The sequence below is a fragment of the Ruegeria sp. AN11 genome (assembly GCF_056536005.1).
In genome coordinates this window covers 96,346-120,789 of record NZ_JBQFJD010000002.1, presented here as the reverse complement: position 1 = coordinate 120,789, position 24,444 = coordinate 96,346, and the positions used below count along the sequence as shown (strand labels likewise).

The window sequence follows — 24,444 nt, the reverse complement described above, 5'->3', positions numbered from 1 at the left end:
CGTCCGCCGTCAGTTGGCCCCGGCGACCAGATTCCACAGGAACAGATCCAAGGAGCGTGAAATCTTGTTGCGGTCAAAATTATCCGAAAAACTTCGCACAAGGATTGAATCGTGACCCTTGTGGATCTCGATCGTGAGCTGCTGTAGAAACGCCAAGGTGAGTTGGTCCGAACTGTTCATCTGATCTGACAAGTGGACGAAAATGCCATAGCGCTCTTCAGAATAGACCTGAGCGTCCGCACGGGCCTGACAATCCGGGTTTCTTTCAATGTAGGATTTCAATGCCAGCGTCACGATCTCAAGATCGCCAACCGAGTAATAGATTTGCCCGTCGCACAGCGCTTGCGCCAGTTTTTCATGGTTTGGGTAACTGCGGACAACATAGGCAGCGTCAGGATCTGTATCGGCCGCATCGGCGCCGACATATTTAGCAAGCGAACCCACATCCCACGTCAACCCAGCCACGGCATCCGGGCAATCGGTCAGGCGTTTTTTCTCATCGTCGCTGAGAACAACCTTGTCTACATCCGGATGCATTCTAACGATTTCCGAGAATGTCTCGCCGAAACCGTATTTTTCTGCAATCAGCCTAATAGAGCGCGGTGCCGTGGTGCCTTCCACGATCCCTGCGACCGGGCCGATACAGGGCCAGTGACCAGCCCACTGGTCACGCGTCGTCTCCGCCCTTCCGACACCAGACAGATAGACCGGCGGGGAAACAAGCACGCCGGGATAGGACAAACGCTCTTGGGTAATGGTGGCCGGATCGCAGAGAATGTTGATTTTGCCGCTTTGTAGGTCGGTGAACCGGTCCCGCGCCTCGACAGCCTTCCATTCAACGGTGAAATCGCGGGACTTCTGCAGTTCTTCAAGGACCGTGGCGCAGATATTGACCATGTAGCCGGTGAACACCTCACCCGACGCAAGAGGCGGCGTATCGCTGGTCAAACGTCCTTCGCGATCACGCACCGCGAGATACGAAAAAGGCGGGGCGTCCGTTCGCACGCCAACGATCAGGTCCGCTTCGGCCGTGACAGAAGAGGCAGTGCCTTGCCAGGCCAAAACCGCCAAGGCGAACGCCAAAACAGCAGGGCGTGTCATGAGCGACCATCCGATCTCTGGGGCTCGCGGATGCGGGTGCCGACAACTGACAGGATTTTCTTCATCGACCCGGTTTCAGCCAGTTCGGCGGCAATTGCGTAAAAGACCAGGAAAATGGAATAGGGAAGCGTTACCATGATTGCGATGTCCAGCAGGCCAAGGCCAGTCGCCGGGGGGACTATATTGAACAGGCTTGCGGCCAGATTTGCCACCATCAGAAGGAATGCCGATACCACCAGGGCGATACCAACTGTCACGAACCAGCGCATCCGGTCATGCTGATCCGCAACGAACAACAGGGCGCAGGCCGTCACGTAAGACAGCAAAAAGATGCGCGGCAACTGTTCGATTTCATCCTTCAGGAAATTCAGGCCTGTTGTGATCATCGCGCTGCCGTCACCGTCCAGCGCGTGTCGAACGACACCATCCGCGCCGATGCAGGTTATCGCACCATAGAGAACCGTGGCCAGGAAGGCGGGCCAGAAAGCAAGCTTGGCATAGTCCCAGAACGGAATCTGTATATCGTCACTGCGGGGCCAGCTGCCCTGATCCATCCTGAGATGCCGCAGCAGTATGGTAAGAAACGCCAGCAGGATAAGTGACGGGATCAGGGGGATCAGCATGGCGGCGCAGATTTCGCGCAATTCGGTCGCATCGCTTACGTTGCTGCTGAACATGGCCACCTGTTCAACCAGGACATAGCTGAAAACCGCCCCGAAAATACTTGCAAGCGTGATGTCGTGCAGGGATTGCGCGGTGTCTTCACCAGTCACTTTTTCGATGATCTGTGCCGTTGGCGTGTTCATCAGCGCTTCGGGCACTTTGCGCGACCTGATCGAATAAAGCGCAAACAGACACTGCATCGAGTCCGCCAGTTTTGCGGTTTCATCCTGCAGGCTCTGCAAGGTGTCTTTTTCCAGCTTGAAGTTAGCAATGCGGCCCAGAATGCTGGCGTACCGTGATCGCAGGTCGTCGATCCGCGCCAGAGGGGTATCTTCGTTGAACAATTGCCGGAAGGCCGAGCTTTGCGGCCCGATGATTGGCGGTTGCAGCAAATCGATACAGCGCAACGAGCTTTCGATGCTTTGCACCATTCCATCCATGATCGGGTCAACTTTGCTTGCCGCGATCTTCTCACGAAAAGCTTTCCACAGCGGCAGGGTCTCGCCATCCCCATAGCTGCCGTAATTCAGATCTTCGAGAGATTGCAGCACCCGAAAAATGTTTCTGGGTACACCGGCAAAGAAATAGGCGATGGCGCGGATTTTGCGCTCGATAACCTGAAAGGTGGGCGAAGCGGCCCCAAAGGTGATGGCGATGGCCAGCCAAAACGGCAGAGTACGCGGATCAACGGCAGGCCCCGTACCAGCCTCGGGGTTAACGATGGATCGGGCCACAACGTTGGACCCGCCTGTCGCAGCCGTCGCTTCCTTGCTGCCCATCACAAAGGTCGCGATCAGTTCCGGCGACATCAGCATCACGAAGTAGATGCCGACAAAGAACACCATATATATCGCCAGACCTCGGCGGTTTTCGGCCTTGGTGGTCAGTGCGGACATTCGGACGTTTTCAAGCTCTTTACGAGATGCCTGGTTGTTGGATTTCAGATTGTCCACGGCGTCAGAGGTTGTGTATTCCTTGTACGCCTCGAACAGCAGTATCAGCCCACCCAGACCGATGGCCCAAACAGCATAGTTGCCCATGTTTTCGGTTCCCCGACTCTGTTGCGTCAATCAAAGAGTTTCGCGTAACCGCACTACCAGCCGCATTTTTCATATTTGGGATTGCAGGAAGTATTGGCGTAGGCCGCAGACTCTTTGATCACCGCGTTCGCGGCAACCAATATCAAAATGATAACAACAAGATACCGCATCAGTTACTCCACAAAAAACTAAAAAACGGCTGCGCCGATCAAATGTTCATACTAAATATCTAAAAACATAACATAAAACTTGCAATTACGCAACCTGAGGGGGAGCGTTCCGCCCGATTACACCGATGCCGTCTCAAGCCGCTATGGTTGTCCGCGTTCAATGGCACAGGTTGTGGAAGTGCCAAAAAAGCCATCCAGGTAGCCGGGTGGCGAATCCGGCGTGATCCCATATGGCCATAAAAATGGTCAGGAAGTACCCGGAAACCAAACAATATCAACTGCCTTGGCCGGGCGCAGGCTTCCACTGAAAACCCACGCGAATAATCCCATGATCCGTGGTTCCGCTTTCTTTATGATCGTCATGGTTCAGGTGGTCATTCTGCACAAGCATCTCGTCAAAGGCCCAAAGGCGTTTCTTCGAATTATCGTAGAACTCCTGACTGAACATGATGTGGTCCAAGCTTTCGCGCTGTCCTTTGAACACATGCGTGTAATATACGTCGCGCGTCGAACGGTATTCCTGCATGGTTTGCGCGGTATAAAGCGCGTTGTCGGCTCCTCCCGAAGACAGAGGCGACAGGTAGGTTGGCTGTTCTGACAGAATATTGAGCGTGTTGCTTTCCTTGCCGTCATTCATGTCGCCGATCAGAACCACAGGGGTATCCGTTTTCTTTGTCAGGTTGGTTATGATCACGCGCAAAGCGGCCGCTTCGGCGGTTCTGCGCACGGTCGAGATAGCATAGCCCAGTGACGTGATATGCGGGCCGTGAACGTCCTTGTCATACCAACCCCGCTCGCGCCAGATCTGGGCCGGGCGGCGGGATTTGAAATGACAGACGAACACATGAATAACCGGTGTCCGAGGATCGGGGCGGACCTGAAAATGCATGACAGGGCGGGAAAAGCCATCCAGCGCCACGGAAATATCAGGTTGCTGCGGATCATCGCCTGTCGACTGCAAAACGCATTCCTCGGGAAAATCTTCGATCCATTCTGGTTGATCCACCAGAATGTCCGAACGCACAGCGGCGGCGCATACGATCTTCTTGTCATTGTGATCCTCGGGCACCAACAGTGTATGGGTTCCCGTCAAGGACGAGTTGTCCAGCGCCGCTTGCAGCGCGTCCTCGGCCCAAAGCTCCTGCACGCCGACCACGTCCGCATCAATTCTGCTCAGCGCCTTCGCGGTGAACGCTATCTTCTTTTCATAGGTGGCCTGATCCCATCCATCTGAGTCGCCATAGATGGCCTGACCAGGCAGGTGAAGGTTCAACAAATTGAAACTGGCAAATGAAATATCTCGCGCGGTCATTATTCCCTCCAAGGTATTTAGATAGAAATTTCTTTGGAACAGATCCCTCTCGAATACTCTTATTCCCGGGCAGTCGGGTCCTGGTGTCAACTCTGCGGCCAGCTGTCCGAAATTCGCAGGCTTCGGGTCAGTTGCACGGTTACATAGTATCAGAAGTTCTCCAATATTTTGCCAGAAACGCTTTTCTGTGGCAGATTTTATGGATTGGTTAAAAGGAGTTCACAGGATGGCTTTGTTTTTCTCCCGGCGCACTTACAACGCTTCAAAAAAGAAGTTCACGATAAAACCTGCCGCGAAAACCCGGTACGTCTCGATCTCACATACAAGTTCCGACGGGCGTATCCGGAAAGGAGGCATCATCAAGCAAAAGAAGTGGCTTGAGATGGTGCAGAAGGCAGGAGGTGACAAAGACGTCCTGATTTACGTTCACGGTTTCAACACGTCCCAGAAGGAAATGCTGGACCGGCTGGCCAAGATCGAAAAGGGTGTGAGATCACAAGGATACAAGGGTGCGGTCGTTGCGTTCGACTGGCCAAGCGACGGTTCTGTTCTCAGCTATGACAAGGATCGTTCCGACGCCAAGGCAGTGGCCCCTCATCTTGTGGGCGACGGAATACTGCCGTTGCTGGCCATGTCGCCGCGCCCAAAAGTTCATCTTATCGCGCATTCCATGGGGGCATTTGTTGTTTTGCGCGCCTTCTCTGATTTTGGTGACTCGGCGGGTTCTGGAAGCGGCAACTGGGGCGTCGATCAGGTCATGTTTGCATCGGCCGATGTGGATTCCGCCTGGCTGGAGAAAGGCGCGTGGGGGGGGCTGGTTCTTGGCAATCGCAGTAAACGCTTCACGAATTACTACAGCGGTCGGGACAAGGTGTTGGCACTGGCCGGCGGGCCAGTCCACGGCGGACGCGACCGCGCAGGCCATGTTGGGATGCCAACGCTCACTACCAAAGGCCATTGGGACATTTACTGCAATGAACAATACAAGCGCGACGTTCCGAAGCCAAAACGAACCAAAGTCTATTCCCATCGCTGGTGGTTCGACAGTAAGGGGTTTTTCAAAGACCTCACCCTGACCATTGGTGGCAAGGACGCCAAGTCCATGGCCACGCGCAAAAAAACCACCGGCCATGACCTGGCGTTACTGGCTTGAGTGAGCAGGGCATGCCAAATAGGCACATTCGCGATACAGTTTCTGCCGTCGCTGGTCGATAGAATGATGAACGACTCCTTACCAGTCCCCCGCTCATAACGTGAGTCTGTGCATCTGAATTTGTCAGTCATCAGTTTTGGGAAGGCGATCAAACCGGAGTACTTGATTGAGGCAAGCAACACCCTTGGATTTGCAGGAAGGTTCTGGAAACCTCCCTAGACCAATGTAGCCTGACCAATGCGGGCAAGATCGCGCAAAACGCCTAGTTCCGGTCTTCGTTTTCGTGAACGCGAGTCGGCAGTTCCTTGCTACTGATCACCGACTTGGCTTCCTTTCTGCTTGATCCTTTACCTTGTGGAATGCGGTACTGGGCTTTCGTGTTGAGTGTTTTTTCAAGGGGCGATCGAAATCCCACGACCGACACAGTCTGCCGCCTTGCCCAGAGTGCTCTTGAGAATTACGGCCCGCTTTCGACAGGCTTTCGTACGGTATTGCTTCGGATTTGAGACAACCAGATGTCGGGGAACGCGACGCAGACGCGCTTCGCAACCACGAATACGGTTATGTTGAGCAAACATGGCAGCTTCCATGCGCTTGGCAGTCCCTTGTCTGTTGTGAAGTCCCCAACTTTTTTCCTCCCATACCGGCGTATCTCGTTTCCTTTGTTAATCGGGATTGCACAGGTTTGCTTTCAAGCGAATGGCTGGAGATGGGGCAAAATAAGTCGCACCTCCTGCGAGTGTCAGTGTCAGGTTCGATTTGATCCTTTTTAGGAAATTTCCAAGCACCCCTATTTCCTGCTCGTCCAGCCCCGACAGAAAACAATCGCGAATGCTTTCGCCCGACGATTTCAATTCAGGCAAAAGCGCAAAGAATTTGTCGGTCGCAAGGAGGCGGTGCGCTCTCCGGTCGCCGGGGTCGGGGCGACGTTCGATCAGCCTATCAACAAGCTTTCCAGTTGCGGCTGTCTATAGTTCGAGCCTTTTTTCCAATCCCGTCTGGGTCAGTCCTTCATTCTGAGACAGTATCCTGATCGCGAACCATTTCAGGCGGGTCAAGTCATATGGTTTCAGTGTCTCATCAATCCGGAGTTGGATGAGATGAGCGATGTTGGAAAACATGGACCCGACAATATCGTCTTTCTTTCGTATCATGGGTGACATGTCAGCACGCAGGCATAATATCTGCTGGCAAATATTATGTGCTAACTTCTTATAGGGAATATGCGCCGTGCGGAGCTCGCTGCCGGTTTTTGAATGGCGTATGGTGGCTGGTTTACCAAAGTGAACTAAATTACAGGTTGTTGGCGCAATATCTTTGAGCATGGGATATTAGGTGCCATTGTCGGTGCCGCAGCATTGCTAGCCCGGCCGCGTCGTTCACGCCCTTAGAATCGATTATCGGCAACGGTTTTCTTGTGATAGGCCCAAAACCAGATTTACCGATTTGAATGCGGGCACCTTTGGCTCTGGTGGGGCTCTGTGTCACCGCGTTTTTTTTCGCTGTACATAGCGAATGGCGCAAAAGACCTAGCATCCGCTTCGCCACGGATAGAAAACACAGTCTGGGAACTCGGCGATTTCAGGATTTACCCTCAAAATTGTTGCGGGCATAAAAGGCGGCATTGCCGAAGGACCGGGGGAGCGCCTTCGACGATCCGGCTGATTTGCTCCGCCTCAACACGCATTTGGCTACCGAGGTAAATTCGCTCGCGCAAATGCTCAGAACTTGGGTCGCAAAAACTGGAAGTTTTCAGGATCCGAGGCCGGCGGCCAAAACAAAACCATCGCATAAACCGTGATCAAACCCGCCAAGATGAACTCCGTCGGTTCACAAGCCCGGTTCACCTGGGTTCTGGCCCGAAAGGTCAAACACAAAATCACATGCCTCGGCAAACTCATGACGTGGAGTTGTGGTGTTCAACCCGTGCAGTCAGAGCTCAGGTTTTCTGGGCGACATAGGTATAGTTGTTGCACGCTCCGAAGAATGTCTCCTCGTTACTGGCCCGGTGCTGCGCGGACAACCAGTCGGCGGCCTCACCTTCGCACATATCTCCATTGCGCACGACCAGCGGAATATAGCTATCGGCCAGGTTCAGAAAGAATGAACCATTTCGGGCTTTAGCGAGAACCTCGGACAGGAAATGCGTCAGTTTCAAGCCATGCCGCGCAATGACTGCGGGCATCCTGCGCAGGACCAGAGGATTGGCAACCACGGCATTAAGTATCATGTTGACGACTTCAATATTGCGCCGCATTTCCGGCTCCGAAGGTCAGGTAGGCGTAGTCGCCGTCGAAGACAGCGACCGCGCCGCCAGGGCGCACAACCCGGGCAGCTTCTGCGATCACCGCATCCGGATCGCTGACATGGCTGACAAGTGTGTGGGCGAGCACCACGTCATAGCTGTTATCAGGATCGGGCACGGCATGGGAACCGCCGTTCCGGAAATTGACCCGCCCTGCAAGGCCTTCTTCGGCGGCAAGGCAAGTCGCAGCCTCGACCAATTCCGGGCTGTAATCTATTCCAGTGATCTCAGTGACGAGCCCTTTACGTGCTGCCAACGCGCGGGCGGCTACCCCGGTGCCGCAGCCAAGATCAAGCAACGTCTTACAGAACCCGAGGTCGATGTGTTGTAGATATGCTTCGCGCATTCTGACAAAGACCGGGTCGCGTCCGCGAATTTCCAGCCGGTCGACAATTCTTGGAACCCTTCAGGGCCGAGACTTCCGATCGACTGGAAGATATCGTTGCCGCTCATAATGCTTTCATCAAAGTCGATTTCTCCAAAAATGCACCCCAAGGCTGATTTTGGCAGGCTTGGAAAAGACCGATTTCCCAGCGCCAGCCATGCCGGATCACGGCGTTCGGTTGGCCCGGATTAAGACACCGCCTTAATAGGTATGCGGCTTTGGGCTTCTGTACTGCTTGCCGTAGTGTTGACCGCCAATCACACTACAGTCGAGTAGGGCCAAATTGTCCTGCCAAGAAGGTGCCTTCCGTGAAGCTCGGAAGCTGAACGGAAATTGCGGGGTTTGCCTGCGTACAGTTCGGCCGGTGCATAAGATGTGAGCCGGGATGATGGGTGCAAACTAACTTGTTCAGATACGCAATATCCATTATTTGGCCAAACCAACACTCGACGAGCGCCACTCACTAGGCTTTCACATACGCGCGATCAAAAAGGGAACACCCAGCATGACAGAGTCAATCAAACTACTTCTTGAAGGCAACAAAGACTGGGTGAATCGCATCAAAGATGAAGACCCTGGCTTTTTTGAGCGATTGGCCGAAGGCCAGTCACCGGAATATTTGTGGATCGGATGTTCCGACAGCAGAGTGCCCGCTACAGAGATTACAAATTCTCTTCCCGGATCAATTTTTGTTCAGCGCAACATTGCAAATCTTGTGGTTCACACCGACTCCAACCTGCTGAGCGTTGCCTATTTTGCGGTTCACTATCTGAAAGTGAAACACATTATTGTCTGCGGGCACTACGGATGCGGCGGAATCAAAGCAGCAATGAGCAATGAATCGTATGGTTACTTGGACAATTGGCTTTTGCATCTAAAGGATGTCTATTCGCGCAATCGACCTATTCTGGATGGGATTGAATCGGAAGAAGAACGCTTGGACCGTTTCACCGAACTCAACGTCAAAGAACAGGTTTCGAATCTGGCAAAGCTGTCATTCATTCAAAAGGCGCGGGAAGGTGGTGAGTACCCCCGGCTGCATGGATGGGTTTATTCGGTTGGTGATGGGCTTATCAAAGACTTGAAGGTTAGCCCTGGAGCAATCGAAAGCCTCGAGCCAATTTACAAGTACAACAGTGACGCCTGAGTTTAGACACCCCGCAACTTCAACGTTCAGGCTGCAACAGCGGCGACCGATAGCCTGATCCTCGGCAACCAGGTTTTCACCGATCAGTATCATGACTTCGAAATCAAGGCGGGCACCGCAGGTCGCACCGCCATGCACGGATCTCGCGTCGGCCAGCGCGAAGACGGTTGGGGCGCAGCCTGTTTGACGCCCCCGCCCGAGCTACCTGGGCGGCAAAACAGGTGCGGTCTCAACCCCCACGCTTCCAGTAGGATAGGTTGCCGCAGCCGTTACTGTGCCTTAAAGCGCCGAAAACCCAACAACCCCATAAGCCCGCCGATCAGCAACAACCCGCTGGCGGGCAGGGGTACGGCGGATAAGCTGACATTCAGATTGTCTACCCAGAACTCAGAACACCATTCCTCACACCAGACCGTATCAGGCCCAACTTGGTCATAGTCGGTAAATCGAAGGGCGCTCGGAATGTTCAGCGACAGCTTCAGGCTGTCAATGTTCGCAAATGAGCTTGTGAAATTCAACACGCTCCACAGGGTAGGTCCGACCGACTGAGTAGCCACTACCGCGCCGTTTCTGATCCCGTCAAATGTTAGGTACGGAAGTGGGGCTGTGCCAGCATAAGCCCAGGCTGTGTGGGCTCGGTAGTCATCTACAGGGGCAGGTCCAGAGCCGGACTTGTTCAGCAGCGACCAGCCGCGAACGTCAATCTGATTGGGCGTAAAGGACGCGCCGTTAAGAGCGCTGATCGATGACGATAGAATCCCGCTGTCATCGTGCAAGGCGAGATGATTTCCGGTCAGGTAAACGGTGCTGTAATCATAGATGAACCCGTTTGAAGTTGCTTTGCTTCCGCCCGCACTTGGATAAGGCGGGTTATGGTCGAATGTGACGGTTAAAGCACTAGCCACGTTTGCAAGGCACACGGCGGCAGCCGCAAATATCATTTTCATGAAATTTCCCCCCTAATAATGCAATTAGCCTAGCCGGGTTTTCTCATTTCGCAACTTCTTGGGTGTGCTGTCTGAATCCGGGGGTTTTCGTTACTTGTAACAGAAACTCTGGATTTTCGAGAGGCGCAAAATCAACGCAAGTGTTTGATTTTATTTGTCGGAGTGAGAGGATTCGAACCTCCGATCCCTGCCTCCCGAAGGCGAGTTGCCTGGGTGAAAGTCAACAAAACAAAGGCATTGGAAGCCAGTCATTGCACTTAAGTGGCAGATAGCGCTGCAATAACGTTGCGGTTTCATTGCGAGCAAATCCTGCGACACATTCCCATTCTCACCGTCGCTATATCGAAGACATGTAGCGCGTGCTGCATCACTTCTGAGAGGATAGCGATGACCAAAAAACCATATGAAGATTCCCGGATGGCGAAGTATGTCGAACGGAGGGTGCTCGAACTGAAACCGACCAAGAGCCAAGCCGAGATCGCGGCGCAGGTGGGATACGTCAGCCCGAACATGATCACGATGATCAAGCAAGGTAGTTCCAAGGTGGCATTGGATCGCGTCCCGGCTTTGGCGAAAGCTTTGGAATGCGACGCCGCCTACCTTATGCGCCTCGCAATTGAGCAGTCGATTGGCCTGACTGCAGCCGAGGCAGTTGTCGAGGTGTTCGGAGAACCTGTCACGTCGAATGAACTTGGCTGGCTGAAAGCAATACGCAAGGCCTCGAACAACACCGATCCTCGGCTGACCAGTCGGTCAGAGACGGCGATCAAGACCATATTCGGGAGGTAGCTGCAATGTATGACCGGAAAGACGACCTGACATTAAATGAGCGTGCCTGGTTGCGGTTCCTCCGTGACGTTAGCAACGGAAGTGATCCTGAGCCTACCTTACGGCGAGTGCAGCTATTGAGGCGCCTTTGTCGACCTCACAAAGAAAAATGGAATGGGTTTTCGAGATTTCGGCGAGGAATGGCTGGTGAACCCTGCCTCGCCGGGTCCCTCGCAGATTGAACCGAGGTTACACAAGGTTGACAAAGGTTTACATTCGCCTTCCCGGGATCGACGGAATGTAAACCTTTCGACCTCAAAAACACCCCAAAATCAGGCCAAAGGTTTACACTAAGTTTACATTAAGTTGACAGATTTCACCCGAAATCCACTTTTTCAGACCAAAATGTAAACCTTTGAACCAGACAAACCCATAAAAACAACGGTTCTCGGGAAACACATATCCGAAGACAGGTCAGAAAAGCGCGCACAGCGACGAAACACAGGCATCTAACACCTGATACACAAACAAACACGGACGCTACTCAGGCCAGCGTAGAGAGCTCCTGAGAGAGAACTTTGTAGAGAGCAAACACACTAAAGCAGGCCAGGCGGTATTTCGAGCGTCTCCGGAGAGAAGAAACCGACGATTGCTCATACTACGGAAATAGCTACACCTAGAGAGAACACACCCTAAGAGAACGGACACACATAAGAGCACTCTAGAGAGAGAATGCCTCTATTGAGAGCGCATGTGCCTAGAGAGAACAGGTGAGAGTGTGTAGAGGGCTAATCGTAGGGAGGAGTGCTCAGGGGCGGCACCCAATTTGCGATTGTGTTTAGGAGACCTTCTGTATGCTCCGTTGCTTCTAAGTGCTCATTGGGAAGCTGGTAACTTGCGGTGAAGCGTATTGAAGGCTGCACTTTGATTGTATGTGCTGTTTTTCCTTTATAAGTTCGTATGACGACTTCAAGAGAGTAGCTTCATTGAACCCTTGAGGCGTCGTTCCGCATCTTCTGCAATCGCCTTAAGTCTTTCCTGCCGAGTTGGCTCATTAACAGCGTCGCTAACCGGTATGGGCCTGCTCTCGACAGGGCGATCCGACTCTTCATTGTTCGACCGGCTTGGAACGTTTTTCGGTGTAAGCGGATTCTTAGATTTTGCCATTGCCCCTAACTCCTAGCCTCATCGAAAATAGAGCCATGAGTGTTTTCTAGCAACCGACCGGAGATCAACGCCAGCAACACAGGCGCGTCGCCCTTTCGCACCAGTGACGCAGTCGTATATCTTGCAGTTCGTTACGCCCAACTGGGCGGCTCAAAAAAAACTGATCGGGGCCTGGAGTTGGACAAACTGTCAGTCATGCAAGCTTTTCGCCGTATCGTTGAACGCGGTAGCTTTGCCCGTGCGGCGGAAGACCTTGGTGTTTCTCCCGCGCTTCTCAGCAGAGAAATCAAGCTTCTAGAAGAAAGTCTGGGAACCGTCCTCCTCACCAGAACGACCCGATCCATGTCACTGACCGACACCGGCAGTCTCTATTACCAAGATGCAATTGGAATTCTCGACGCGGTCGAAAAAACGGAACAGACCATCAGGGAAGGTTCCAAAGCGATGCGTGGGCACCTTCGGGTGAATGCGTCAAGTTCCTTCGGCCAGACCGTTATCGCACCGATGCTTCCAGAGTTCTTGGAAACTTATCCAGATCTGCGATTTACTCTTTCGATGGACGACAAGGTGATCGATATGGTCGAGGGCGGGTTCGATCTATCGATACGTATCCGTGCTGCCATGCCGGATTCGGCACTTGTTGCCCGACGGATCGGCGTGATGCGGCAAAGAATATTTGCGTCTCCTGACTATTTGGAGCGATGTGGGACGCCGACCCAGCCGGCGGATCTGAAAAACCACGCAATCATCGGCTTTTTGCTTGCTGATCATTTGACGAGTTGGAAGCTCTCGGCCGCCGACGGCGTCACATCATTGGAACTTGATCCGCGTGTAAGGGTTGGCAACAGCCTCGTTTTGCGCGATCTGCTGATAGCGGGGCAGGGTATTGGAACTCTTCCCGAGTTCGTTTCTGATGCTCCTGAAGCCGGCGGGGCCTTGGTGAGAGTTCTTCCTGACCACGAACTGCCCGCGCCAGAAGTATTCGCCGTTACAGCATCTCGCTTGGGAATGGACGCCAAGGTCACAGCCTTTCTTGATCATCTACGCTTGGCTCTCAGGTCGTGACATTATTCAATACAGGTAAAGAGTGATGTCAAAGAGCGCGACTTAATTGGCGGCGCAACAAATTCCATTCTCTCAGGGAACAAGTCGCAGCCCTGAGAGGTATCCTATGTCACGTATTCTCGTTCTCTACTATTCAAGCTATGGCCACGTCCGCGCATTGGCCGATGCCGAAGCTGAAGGCGCCAGAAGTGTTCCCGGCTCCGAAGTTGACGTTCGACGTGTGCCCGAAACTGTCCCTGAAGAAGTCCGTCAGCAGGCCGGCTATGTCGTCGATGATACGCCTACTGCCTTGCCGACGGATCTGGAAAACTATGATGCAGTCATCATTGGAACACCGACCCGATTTGGCATGATGGCCGGCCAAATGAAGTCGTTCCTCGATCAGGCTGGCGGGCTTTGGGCCAGGAATGCTCTGGTTGGTAAAGTCGGGGCGGTCTTTGCATCTACGGGTTCGCAACATGGCGGGCACGAGGCGACCCTTCTGACAACGCAAGTCCCGCTTCAACACTTTGGGATGCTGATTGCCGGAATGCCCTACACATTTGCTGGCCAGACTACATCAGAAGAAATCATTGGCGGCGCACCATATGGTGCCGGAACGATCGCCGGTGCTGATGGCTCCCGCACGCCTACCGAAACTGACCTGGCAGGAGCGCGGTTCCAGGGCGCTCATGTTGCAATGATTACAGCGTGCCTCGCTGGATCAAACCTGCAAGCGGAAGCAGCGTAACCCGCGCGTCTCTGACGTCTCACTCAAATTCTCAAACGCCTCAGCCGGGGGACATACAATGTCACGCTCAACCGATATTCTTCTCACTTCACTCGCCCCAGCGATATGGGGAAGCACTTATCTGGTAACTACGGAAGCGCTCCCGGCTGGCTATCCGATTACCCTGGCCGCGTTACGAGCTCTGCCAGCTGGCTTGTTGTTGCTTGCAGTGACGCGCTGCGTTCCACCACGCGAATGGCTCGGTCGAACTTTCGTCTTAGGCAGCCTCAATTTCGCTCTGTTCTGGGTGCTCCTCTTCGTTGCTGCGTATCGTTTACCTGGTGGTGTGGCCGCCACCCTAGGATCGTTGCAAGCAATGATCGTGATTTTGATGGCGTGGGGATGGCTGGGAACCCCAATACGAATTGGTGCACTCGGTGCCGCCGCGACTGGCGTGATGGGTGTGTCTCTGCTGCTGATCGGACCAGAAGCACAACTTGATTGGATCGGTATAGCAGCGGGTTTGGGAGGAGCCGCGTCAATGGCTGCTGGCACTGTTCTCAGCCGGAAATGGCAACCTCCGGTCTCGGCGCTGAGTTACACAGCGTGGCAATTAACAGCCGGTGGTTTGATACTGCTGCCAGTCGCACTGTTACTTGAGCCGCCTCTACCTGCGCTCAGCGCAACAAGTGTCACCGGGCTGATTTGGCTTGGGTTGATTGGTGCGGCAGCTACTTATGCTCTTTGGTTCCGGGGTGTAGCGTGTCTGGAGCCCAGTGCAGTCTCGATGCTTGGGATGATGAGTCCTGTAACAGCTGTCGTGCTCGGCTGGGTATACTTGGGACAAACGCTTAGCCTCACTCAGTCTATCGGAGCAGCCATAGTTATCGGCTCTGTTGTGGTCGGCCAGAGCGTGAGTCGAAGGGACAATTCGGGTGTGAAAAAATGGAGACCAGCAACAACTGGATCTGTTTGATGGCTTTGAGTCGCAAACAATGGGCCCAATCACGCAAGTGGGCGAGGAATGGCTCAGCGCCTCGCTCAAAACCGTTCGTCAGACCCCTAGAATGTCGAAGTCCTAGGTTTCTCGACGCATGAATAAGGGGAAGGGTTCTGGCGCCGCCGCGTCGCGGTGGTTGGATCCTCCCATAAACACGCTACGTCAAATTTTTTTTGGTTGTCTGGGTTCCCTCGCTCACATCACAAAAATCAAGATACCTCTCTCTGAGTGTCACATTGTCAGCGAAATCAGAAATGCTGCCGGAGTACAGATGCGACCGCTTCGGTGGTTTCCTCTTGTCGTCCCCATTGAAGCGCGGGTGCAACTGCCCATGTCCGGATGAAGTGCACTTTTGAACGGTCGCTGCCCGGTAACAATATCTCGGCCAAAGCCTTCCCGCACCGCAGCAAACACGAAAAGCCTGATTAGAAAGGCGTTTGCGCCGTGTTCAGATTATCGCATTCTGCGCCAGCAATAGGTTGTTTTTTAACAGAATGGGCGGACTGCTGCCATTCGTCGCTCTCTCAACCAACGGCAGCTGTGCGCAGAAAGCAGACTTTGCAAACCTCGGCGGACGATCATAGCAAACGTTTGCTAAGACCATTTGGAGCAGCCGCTATTAGGAACTGGCTGGATATGCTATTGATCATGATTTGATGCTCTGATGTAATCTCGCGTCCGTTGCTGGTCGCTTTGATTGGGAAGAAAGGCGATGGTCACTGCCCGGAATTGGTTTTCGCGATATTGTAAAGCAGATCGACATGTCGATCTAACCATTCTTCGTCCAAGGCCTCGTGACGTATGAGCTTGCGGAAATAAGGTGCCGCGACTGCTAGTTCTATAAGCTGTTCAACCGGAACATCCGCGGCAATCTCACCGCGGTCTATTGCGGCTGCAAATACTGCTTCAACACTTGCGAACCTGTCTTTCATGAATTCCGTGATCACCAGCCGTGCTTCTTCATCTGTGGACGCAGCGGCGACCACCTGAGGCGCGATTTGGCCCCATGGTGTGTCATTCAAGGCCCCCATCAATACACCGAGTAACCAGCGCAGGTCAGATCGTAGCGGGCCATCGGTTTTGGGCGGTATGTTCGGCGGTGTTGCGATGCGCCGGAATGCTGCATCACGCAGACTACGCGCATCTGGCCAGTGCCTGTAAAGTGTACTGCGCGAAATGCCTGTTGCCTTTGAAACTGCGCCATGAGTTACGTGCAGCACGCCTTCATCCATCAGTATCTTTTGCGCAGCATCAAGCGCGGCCTGCCGTGTGGCGATCAGCCTAGGATCTTCTTTCAATCGCCCCTCCTATAGAACATCTTGTTGCGCTGTAGAACATTATGTTCTATAAGTATGGCCAGCTAAAAACTAAAGCTCAATACTCGATTCCGCGAACACGTCTTGTCAAAATGGGAGCGTATCAATGTTCAAAGTGGCAGCAACCCCGCTGGCGGTACTCTTATCGATGGGCGCGACAAACGCATTGTCCGAGAGTGGCACCTACGAGCTGGATCCTGGACATAGCCAGGTATTGTTCAGCTACGACCACATCGGTTTTTCAGAAACATTTGGAATGTTCTCAGGTTTTAGCGGTGAGATAGAGTTCAACGAAGATGATCCGTCATCATCATCTGTCTTAGTGTCTATGCCTGTAAAATCCATGATCACGGGCTGGGACGCCCGTCTGCAACACTTCATGTCCGATGACTTTTTTAGCGCGAGTGACAGTGACGTGGTCACATTCGCCTCGACCAGCATTGAAGTGACCGGAGACAATACCGCGAATATTTCTGGCGACCTGACCATGAATGGCATCACCAAACCTGTTGTTTTGGAAACAACGCTTAACAAGTCAGCTCCATACCCGTTTGGCCCAAAAGAGGGCACGCCGACCCTGGGCCTGGCAGCCACGGCGACCATCGTGCGGTCTGAATTCGGACTTGGGGCATTTGCGCCAGCGGTGAGCGACGAGATAGAGCTCTTGATCAATATCGAAGCGTTAAAGGCTGAATGATGTGTGCAAGGGCGCCGATACTGCGCTGAACGCTCATTCCTTGATTTTGGCGGATGGTCAACACGATGAATGAAATCCTGAGAGCATTGGCGGTTGCTGCAACGGCGGTGGCATTGACGTGCCCCTTGGCATCCGCACAAGAGCGTTCCTTGCCGGAGCGCACCTCACCCCGTCCTGAAACGACAAGCGGCGTACCGCATACTCAGATTGGTGTCGAAATTGATACCGACTTGGCCAAGCTATTGCTGGAGCGTGTTGCGCAACTCCCAGGGGTCACACTTGGCCCGACACGCATATCGCTTCCTGGCGCGATTGGTTTTCAGCTTGATCCCGACATGCTGCTGTCTCAACCGAACTCTATCGTGGGTGGGTTTGAGTTTGCGCATATGCATCCTGATGGCAGCTTGCACGCGTCGCTGCATCCGGCAACGGCGCGACGGGCAATTGAGGCTGGCTGGGCCGTAGCTCACCCTTGGGCCAAGCAACGTCCTGGGTGGAGCGGCTTTGTCATGATATATACACCGACCACACCAGAAGAGTTGGATGTCGTCATCGATCTGGTAGAAAGCTCGTACACCTTCATCACCGGCAACACCTTGGGCTAAGCTCGAATTGCGCGAAAGTGTGCGGGGACGCCTGTTTCCTGTCAGAGAGCAGTTTCAGCCACCTTGTTTCTCGCAGTGACTTTTTTCTTAAATTGTCGCCGTGGCGAAGCGCTCGATACCTTCAAGCCTTTCGCACCAATGGTAGCTGCCGTCCGCTTTTTAGATTTTGCAAAGCTCAGAGTCGAAGTTCCGCTTCGGGCTGCCATCGGTCACAGATGAGAAGAGCTACGGACTGACACTTTTAGAATTGATATTTCGAAGTGAACCTTAGTTAACAACGCGAAATGCGTTAATCATTCACCTTAATTCTAGGTTTCGCCAGCCAATAAGACATTTTGCTCGGCTGTGTGTTTCAACGCAACTTTGGGAACTTGCAGGCTTAGCAAAATACCCAGGCACAAGTTTTGGTCACAAAAATCTATTCGTCTGTTAATTTTGGTTCAGAGGAATTGGTTTAGCTAAAAGGATCACATCGACTGATGAAGCGGAAAATTGCTGCGATCCTAAGCCTCGATGTCGTCGATTATACCAAGCGCATGTCAGAGGATGCTGAGACCACGCTGAACACTCTACAACGCATTTTGGACGATGTGATCAGACCGTTGGTCCATGAAAACAAAGGACGAATATTCAAGCTGATGGGAGATGGTGCTTTGGTTGAGTTTGTTGCAGCCACAGACGCAATTAATGCTGCCAGCCAGATTTTCAATCAGATGAGAGATGAAGACGTAACACTTCGAGGAGGTCTCCACGTTGGCGACGTAATGCCAAATGGCACAGACTTGTTCGGAGAGGCCGTGAATGTTGCGTCGCGCCTTCAGTCCAGCGCGCATATTGGAAGTTGTCTCGTCAGCAAGACAGCTGCTGAAGTTGCGGGAACTTCGCTGGCGGTTGCTTTGCGACCAGAAAGCTCGATACGGTTGAAGGGAATTCCAAATCCAGTTGAAGCCTACTCTATTGATTTAGATGGTGACAAAAGACGCGCAAAGAACAAGCTGCTGGCTAGCTCTCAAGACGTCCGCTTTGCAAAATCAAAAGACGGTACAACGCTTGCCTGGACATCCACTGGAAGTGGTAGAAAGTTACTGGTCACACCAAACTGGCTTAGGCATCTGGAATACGATTGGACGATGAACACCATCGCCGGGTGGTTGCCGCTGCTTTCTGAAAATCACTGCCTTTATCGGTTTGATGGTAGAAACAATGGCTTGTCCCAGAGGGGCGTGCAGGATGTGTCTTTGAATCGGATCGTCGAAGATGTTGAGGCCGTACTGGACGCAGCCGGGATCGAAAAAGTTCCACTGTTTGGCATTTCTTTTGGGGCAACCATTGCCGCGGCTTTTGCCGCAAATAATCCTGACCGTGTTTCGGGGTTGGTTCTACTCGGTGGATTTGCACAAGGACTCGCGGTGCGTTCACAGCCCGGAATTGCCGCGCTTGGGCAAGCAATGATGGATATGAGTCTTGAAGGCTGGAACGATGAATACCCTTCTGCAAGAGACTTGATGGCGCAATCATTTGCTCCAACCGCAAGTCCGCATGACCAGCGCACTTATGCAGAATTTATGAAAGTGGCAATGGACCATCAGGATTGGCTCAAGATTGGACCACTGGTCGCAGGGGTCGACGTAACCGATCTACTTCTGCGGATCACCTGTCCGGCTCTGGTTATGCACGCTAATCGAGACAGGATGCACAGTGTTGAACAAGGTAGGATTTTCGCCTCCGGCATCCAGAAGGCGCGCTTTATTGGCCTTGAGACAGCAAACAATACGATGCCAGAGTATGATCCTGCCTGGCCTAAAGCCCTAGTGGAAATAGAGCGTTTTTTGAATTCAATTTGAGCAGTGTACGTTGTTCATCGCCAAAACTTTATTGTTCGAAGGTAAGAGGATGCCGTGCGCCCTTCGATTTTCGATACTGGAATTTAAAAACTCTAGGCTTCTCGTCATCGACCGCTTTGTCCTGATCTCGGAAATTGCAAAGTCTTGTTGCGAATGTCCGGTTTGGGCTGCCATCGGCCGAAAAAACAGGGCGCAGAGAAACGCGTAATTGAGGCCGCGGCGGTAGGACAAAAGAGTAAAGGTCGGCGTCAGCCGGTCATACCTGCCGCCCGTAGCCCATTGGTGAGAAGTTTAAAATCATCCGGTCGCCGCCACATAGACCGAAACCCGCGAGTAAGGCTATCTAACGTATCATCCTCAACCACAATACCTCGACTTGTGAACTCATCGTGACGTTCAGAAACAAATTCTTGCAATGCGTCAGAGGCGTCTCGCTCCCGTTTGAGCTGCGCGTAGGAGGCGGCGACAAATGCTGTGGCCAACGAGTTAAGCCGCGCTGCTCCCATTAGAAAACTAAGCGCTGCTTCAAAGTTGCCGTTGAAAAATTCGACCTGCCCCATAATCCAGTCGATGGCAGGCGGATGTAGCGGGTCCAGCGCCATCGCTTCCGAAACTACTTCGCGCGCCTTTTCGTGCAAGCCGAGCAATAGGAAAGCGTAGCCGCACCATGCCATCGACTCCGCCTCGTTTTCTATCATGGAAAGTGTCTTGTTGAATTGTGCCTCTGCCTCATCCCAAAGGCCAGCACAGAGATAGGAAAAACCAAGTTGGTCCTGAATGTAGACGTCCCGGTTATCCAGTGCCACGCCCTTTCGGGCAATTTTCAAAGTGTGGGCCGGTGCGTCAGCGTCCGCCAGCCCAAGCCACAAATCTATGACATATGTATCTGAAAGATACATATAAGATCGCGCGATGGTCGGATCGAGTGCGACCGCTCGTTCCAACAACGCTCTCGCCTTGGCCGTATCTCGTGCGTTCAGACCATCGCGTAGCGCCTTGCCCTTGAGCATCAGTTCATAGGCCTTCATCTGATCCGTTGGTTTCTGTGTCGAACGGTCGACGACATCGTGCTGGACCCTGCCCGGCAACACTGCGACGATATTTCGAGCCACTTCGTCTTGAACCGCCAGAACGTCTTCCAGTTCGTGGTCATATCGATCCGACCAGAGTTGAGTGCCCGTACCCGCGTCAGCGAGCTGTACCGAGATTCTCACGCGACTGCCGACCTTTCGCACGCTGCCTTCAACCAGGTAATCAGCGCCGAGAGCCTCCGCGATTTTGGCCGGATCTGTGTCCTGTGTCCGGAACCTGAAAGACGCATTTCTGGAAACAACCTTAAGCGTCCGAAAACGCGATAAACCCACAATAATGTCTTCCGCAATCCCGTCGCTGAAGAAGGCCTGCTCGGGGTCATCGCTCATGTTGTGCAGTGGCAAGACCGCAATAGTGGCTGTTCCTGACGATTCAGGCCGATCCGGTTTAGCGCATACAGCGCTTGACCCGCCAATGCGCCAAGCATGTACCGGTTCGGCAACGTTCTTTACTGTGTGCTGACCAGCATCCTCCCAAGCAACCGGTATACGATTTCCGACCACACGATATACGGCGTCCGACACCAACACACCGCCCGGTGGGGCAAGCTGCTCCAGTCTCGACGCCAGGTTCACACCGGAACCAAAAACATCTCCGTCGCGCATGATTATATCCCCAAGAGTAACGCCAATACGAAATTGGAGAGGGTCCTTACCTGCCGCTGATGCGTTTTGCCATTCAACCGCGCAGGAAACGGCGTCGACTGCGCTGTCGAAGCTGGCGAGCAGACCGTCACCCATCTGTTTGACGATGCGACCGTAATACCGACCGACAAGCGGAGCAGCAATATCGTCAATGTGCGCTGAAAGGACTTCGAGCGTGCCTTTCTCGTCCCGCTCCATCCGAGCGGTAAAGCCGACAAGGTCAGCAATCAGGATGGCCGCTAGCTTTCGCTCCACGTGTTGTCCTCCTTTCTGTTTAATACTGGTCGCTAAGTGTTTAGACCATGCGAAAATGAACAGGGTCGGTTTCTGACCTTGCTTGAAGTCGGTTTCAGCGTTGGGGAACTATGCCATTTGTCTGCGCGAAAGGCTTGGAGGACAAACAGCCGAGTTGTCCTCGCCTTGAGTTGCGCCATGTCCGCTTTGGGGCTGAAAATTCTACTCTCGGGGTTCGCGCAAAAAAAGGCCGCTCGAAAGCGGCCTGATAGATTAAACCTCGGTGGCTTCCGCGATGGCGAGTGCGTCTTCGATGTCTACACCCAGGTAACGCACTGTACTGTCCATCTTGGTGTGACCAAGCAATAGCTGCACGGCTCGCAAGTTACCTGTTCTACGATAAATCTGCGCCACTTTTGTGCGTCGCATTGAATGGGTCCCATACTGACTGGGATCAAGCCCAACCGAAGCGACCCATGACTGAACCAACCTCGCGTACTGACGAGTAGAAATATGCAGCCGATGCTGAAAACGCCCTGGCCACAAGTACTCGGATCTTTTCATTGCAGGTTGTTTCAGCCAATTCAAAAGCGAGTTTCTCGTACCACTACTAATTTCAAAACGAACGGGTATCTTTGTCTTGCTTTGGTTGACAGACGCGCGTTCCTTTACTTGTCCAGCGGCAAATACGTCTGCAACTTTCAGGCGAACAAGATCGCAACCACGGAGCTTACTATCTATTGCTAAATTGAAGAGTGCTAAGTTCCTATAATCTTCTGAAATTTCTAAGCGAACGCGTATTGCCCAGACATGCCTTGGCAAAAGCGGGCGCTTCTGGCCAATAACCCGACCTTTGTTCCACGCAGATCGGCCAACTCGAATGACGGGTAGATTTAAAGCTTGCATGACGAATACTCCACACCGCCACGCACCACCTCATCGCCCACACAGTGTCAGCGTCTATTGGTTACCATGCTTGGTCTCCGTCATGAAAAATCTGACTTTGTCGAAGCCTGACCGGCGCCACAAATATGCGATTTGGTATAGGGCGAATAGCAGAACTATGGATTCAATAGATCAGGATGGATAATCTTCGGCGTAGGGGAGAACGGAAGTGGAACGCCGCCTTACCACTATCTTGAGTATTGACGTCGTGGGTTACTCGCGGCTGATGGAACGCGATGAGGCAGCGACGCTGGCTGCACTAAAGTCGCATCGGCTGGAACTCATTGACCCCTTTGCGGCGAGTTTTGGCGGCAAGACAATCAAGCTAATGGGTGATGGTGCGCTGCTGGAGTTCGAAAGCACCGTACAGGCAATGAAATTTGCCGTTTCTGTTCAAAACGAAATGCTTTCTCGAATTTCGGACGTTCCAGAAAGCGAACGAATTGTGTTTCGGATCGGCATCAATATCGGAGATGTGATTGCCGAGGATGGAGACATTTATGGTGATGGCGTCAATGTCGCCGCTCGACTTGAAGGCTTGGCTGAGCCCGGAGGTATTTGCATTCACCGCAGCGTAAGGGACCAGGTGCAGGACAAGCTGGATCTGAATTTCGAGGATCTGGGTGAGACCGAAGTCAAGAACATAGAGAGACCAGTCCGAGCCTTCGAAGTCGTTCTGGATGACAAGGCCAAGGCTTTGGCTATTTCAGAGCCAGTTGTGCATACGAAACCACACATGTCCAAGTCGGCGCCAACTCTAATCGGTGCAGCATGCATCTGTTTGGTGCTGGTTGCGGTCATATGGTGGCGATCCAGAGATGTGGCACCCCTGACCGAACAAGAGGAGTTGGCGCTTGCCATCCCAGACGAACCGTCCATCGTCGTTTTGCCCTTTGAGAACCGCTCAACAGTTGAAGAGGTCGGCTATCTGGCAGAAGGTTTTGGAACAGCAATCACGACGCAGCTTTCGAAGTTTCCACAGCTATTTGTGATTGCTGGTTCTACTTCGATTACCTTTGCGGACAGCTTGGTCAAACCGCGAGAAATTGGTCGAGAGCTCGGTGTGCGATATGTTTTGTCAGGTAGCGTTCAGAGCGTTGGCGAGAATATTTCGATTAACTCAACACTGATAGAGACAGAGTCGGGGCACGCTCTATGGTCGGAACAATATGACGTTGGCGTCGAAGAATTGTTTTCCGCTCAGGCCGACCTTATTCGGGAAATCGCATCCACCCTGAAAATAGTAGTTGAGGAAGAAGAAATCGCGTCGCTTAGGAAACGGCCAACCGATGATCTAGAAGCGTATGAACTTTTTCTGAGGGCTGTCGCCAAAAGCAAGCTGCTGAATACTGCGAGTCGGAAAGAGGCAATAGAACTTCTGGAACGAGCAATAGTGCTCGATCCAGACTACCTTTCTGCCCATATTGAACTGAGCGGTCGCTATCTTAGCCTTTGGCGCTTTGGTGGGTCGGACGATCCAGAAACCGCGCTGAACAAAGCCCGCAGGCACGCACAGCGTGCGTTAGAACTGGATCAATCGGACTATCGCGTTCAACACCGCTTGGGCCAGCTACATTTGTTTGCAGACCACGATCATCAACTCGCGTACCAGGCATTTCAGCGGGCAATAAGGGAGAACCCCAATGATCCTGAGGTCCTATATGGTATGGGCTTTTTAAGGTCGCTTATGGGTGAGCCAGCCGAAGCGATTGAGTGGAACAACAAGGCAAAAAAGGTCAACCCACGTTATCCCGGCTGGTACAATTTTAACGCGGCCCTTTCTCAATTCCTAGTCAGAGATTACGAACAGGCAATTCTGCTGGCAAAAACCGGTGTCTCAACTTATCCAAAGTCGCTTCCTCCGCGCCGAATCTTGGTTGCAACCCTTGCTGAAATGGGACGTCTGGAAGATGCTCAGGTTGAAGCAAAGAAATTACTCGAAATCCGGCCGGACTTCCGTGTTTCTACACACAGAAACACACCCTTTATGCATACTGAGGACCAGGACCGGTATTTTGGTGCGATGGTTGCTGGTGGATTGCCCGAATAACAAGGTTTTCAAAACCCCGAATACTGGCTGTATGCGCGGTTTCCCCAAGCGTTCGCCTGCTTTGTCTCAAGGCATAGTTGATGCA

Annotated in this window: 19 protein-coding genes; 10 read left to right on the top strand and 9 right to left on the bottom strand. The window is 52.9% G+C overall.

The annotated features are described in order from the left end of the window. Window positions 1–9: 9 nt before the first annotated feature. The 3 genes from ACR3EQ_RS20500 to ACR3EQ_RS20490 form a co-directional block, all read right to left on the bottom strand. Window positions 10–1,101, bottom strand: a complete 1,092-nt coding sequence (locus ACR3EQ_RS20500) for a transporter substrate-binding domain-containing protein (RefSeq protein WP_170617125.1) — start codon at window positions 1,099–1,101, stop codon at window positions 10–12. Then, window positions 1,098–2,804 carry a hypothetical protein gene (locus tag ACR3EQ_RS20495; protein WP_170617123.1) on the bottom strand — a complete coding sequence of 569 codons (1,707 nt, stop codon included), beginning with the start codon at window positions 2,802–2,804 and terminating at the stop codon, window positions 1,098–1,100. The genes ACR3EQ_RS20500 and ACR3EQ_RS20495 overlap by 4 nt, the downstream gene beginning before the upstream one ends. A gap of 444 nt (window positions 2,805–3,248) precedes the next feature. Further along, the gene (locus tag ACR3EQ_RS20490) at window positions 3,249–4,286 is read right to left on the bottom strand and encodes an endonuclease/exonuclease/phosphatase family protein (RefSeq protein ID WP_170617121.1); all 1,038 of its coding nucleotides are present in this window, start codon (window positions 4,284–4,286) and stop codon (window positions 3,249–3,251) included. A 226-nt stretch (window positions 4,287–4,512) separates the two neighbouring features. On the opposite strand from ACR3EQ_RS20490, the gene ACR3EQ_RS20485 reads away from it, so the two are divergent. Continuing rightward, complete coding sequence (locus tag ACR3EQ_RS20485; RefSeq protein ID WP_480491922.1) at window positions 4,513–5,439, top strand: alpha/beta hydrolase; 927 nt, start codon at window positions 4,513–4,515, stop codon at window positions 5,437–5,439. Window positions 5,440–7,378: 1,939 nt separating this feature from the next. Here the strand turns inward: ACR3EQ_RS20485 and ACR3EQ_RS20480 are convergent. Both ACR3EQ_RS20480 and ACR3EQ_RS20475 read right to left on the bottom strand, forming a co-directional pair. Continuing rightward, window positions 7,379–7,696: a methyltransferase domain-containing protein gene (locus ACR3EQ_RS20480; RefSeq protein ID WP_170617116.1), complete on the bottom strand. Its 318-nt coding sequence runs from the start codon at window positions 7,694–7,696 to the stop codon at window positions 7,379–7,381. Then, entirely contained in the window at window positions 7,680–8,090 is a 411-nt protein-coding gene (locus ACR3EQ_RS20475) for a class I SAM-dependent methyltransferase (RefSeq protein ID WP_480491920.1), read from the bottom strand. Before ACR3EQ_RS20475 ends, ACR3EQ_RS20480 begins: the two co-directional genes overlap by 17 nt. A 544-nt stretch (window positions 8,091–8,634) precedes the next feature. Between ACR3EQ_RS20475 and ACR3EQ_RS20470 the strand changes: the two genes are divergently transcribed. Then, window positions 8,635–9,276 carry a carbonic anhydrase gene (locus ACR3EQ_RS20470; protein ID WP_170617113.1) on the top strand — a complete coding sequence of 214 codons (642 nt, stop codon included), beginning with the start codon at window positions 8,635–8,637 and terminating at the stop codon, window positions 9,274–9,276. Window positions 9,277–9,545: 269 nt separating this feature from the next. Here the strand turns inward: ACR3EQ_RS20470 and ACR3EQ_RS20465 are convergent, their stop codons facing one another. Next, window positions 9,546–10,223 carry a hypothetical protein gene (locus tag ACR3EQ_RS20465; protein ID WP_170617111.1) on the bottom strand — a complete coding sequence of 226 codons (678 nt, stop codon included), beginning with the start codon at window positions 10,221–10,223 and terminating at the stop codon, window positions 9,546–9,548. Window positions 10,224–10,610: 387 nt separating this feature from the next. Between ACR3EQ_RS20465 and ACR3EQ_RS20460 the strand changes: the two genes are divergently transcribed. The 4 genes from ACR3EQ_RS20460 to ACR3EQ_RS20445 all read left to right on the top strand — a co-directional run bounded on the left by ACR3EQ_RS20460 (window position 10,611) and on the right by ACR3EQ_RS20445 (window position 14,908). After that, window positions 10,611–11,012: a helix-turn-helix domain-containing protein gene (locus ACR3EQ_RS20460; protein ID WP_170617109.1), complete on the top strand. Its 402-nt coding sequence runs from the start codon at window positions 10,611–10,613 to the stop codon at window positions 11,010–11,012. Window positions 11,013–12,197: 1,185 nt separating this feature from the next. After that, window positions 12,198–13,223 carry a LysR family transcriptional regulator gene (locus ACR3EQ_RS20455; protein WP_480491918.1) on the top strand — a complete coding sequence of 342 codons (1,026 nt, stop codon included), beginning with the start codon at window positions 12,198–12,200 and terminating at the stop codon, window positions 13,221–13,223. Window positions 13,224–13,329: 106 nt separating this feature from the next. Continuing rightward, window positions 13,330–13,953, top strand: a complete 624-nt coding sequence (gene wrbA, locus ACR3EQ_RS20450; protein ID WP_170808281.1) for an NAD(P)H:quinone oxidoreductase — start codon at window positions 13,330–13,332, stop codon at window positions 13,951–13,953. Between the two features lie 58 nt (window positions 13,954–14,011). Then, window positions 14,012–14,908 (top strand): EamA family transporter, encoded by an 897-nt coding sequence (locus ACR3EQ_RS20445; RefSeq protein WP_480491916.1) that lies wholly within the window; start codon window positions 14,012–14,014, stop codon window positions 14,906–14,908. A 740-nt stretch (window positions 14,909–15,648) separates the two neighbouring features. On the opposite strand, the gene ACR3EQ_RS20440 is transcribed toward ACR3EQ_RS20445, so the two are convergent. Beyond that, a complete protein-coding gene (locus ACR3EQ_RS20440; RefSeq protein WP_170517484.1) occupies window positions 15,649–16,230 on the bottom strand; it encodes a TetR/AcrR family transcriptional regulator in 582 nt (193 codons plus the stop codon). A 124-nt stretch (window positions 16,231–16,354) separates the two neighbouring features. On the opposite strand from ACR3EQ_RS20440, the gene ACR3EQ_RS20435 reads away from it, so the two are divergent. The 3 genes from ACR3EQ_RS20435 to ACR3EQ_RS20425 all read left to right on the top strand — a co-directional run bounded on the left by ACR3EQ_RS20435 (window position 16,355) and on the right by ACR3EQ_RS20425 (window position 19,394). Then, entirely contained in the window at window positions 16,355–16,945 is a 591-nt protein-coding gene (locus tag ACR3EQ_RS20435) for a YceI family protein (RefSeq protein WP_170806683.1), read from the top strand. 65 nt (window positions 16,946–17,010) lie between these two features. Further along, window positions 17,011–17,550, top strand: a complete 540-nt coding sequence (locus ACR3EQ_RS20430) for a luciferase domain-containing protein (protein WP_254451568.1) — start codon at window positions 17,011–17,013, stop codon at window positions 17,548–17,550. 479 nt (window positions 17,551–18,029) lie between these two features. Further along, window positions 18,030–19,394: an alpha/beta fold hydrolase gene (locus ACR3EQ_RS20425; RefSeq protein ID WP_170806685.1), complete on the top strand. Its 1,365-nt coding sequence runs from the start codon at window positions 18,030–18,032 to the stop codon at window positions 19,392–19,394. Window positions 19,395–19,642: 248 nt separating this feature from the next. Here ACR3EQ_RS20425 and ACR3EQ_RS20420 read toward each other — a convergent pair whose 3' ends face one another. Together ACR3EQ_RS20420 and ACR3EQ_RS20415 are read right to left on the bottom strand one after the other, a co-directional pair. Next, complete coding sequence (locus ACR3EQ_RS20420; protein WP_170555188.1) at window positions 19,643–21,385, bottom strand: adenylate/guanylate cyclase domain-containing protein; 1,743 nt, start codon at window positions 21,383–21,385, stop codon at window positions 19,643–19,645. Window positions 21,386–21,637: 252 nt separating this feature from the next. After that, window positions 21,638–22,270: a tyrosine-type recombinase/integrase gene (locus ACR3EQ_RS20415; protein ID WP_170517499.1), complete on the bottom strand. Its 633-nt coding sequence runs from the start codon at window positions 22,268–22,270 to the stop codon at window positions 21,638–21,640. A gap of 208 nt (window positions 22,271–22,478) precedes the next feature. Here ACR3EQ_RS20415 and ACR3EQ_RS20410 point away from each other — a divergent pair, with 208 nt between their 5' ends. Continuing rightward, entirely contained in the window at window positions 22,479–24,359 is a 1,881-nt protein-coding gene (locus tag ACR3EQ_RS20410) for a tetratricopeptide repeat protein (RefSeq protein ID WP_480491914.1), read from the top strand. Window positions 24,360–24,444: the final 85 nt, after the last annotated feature.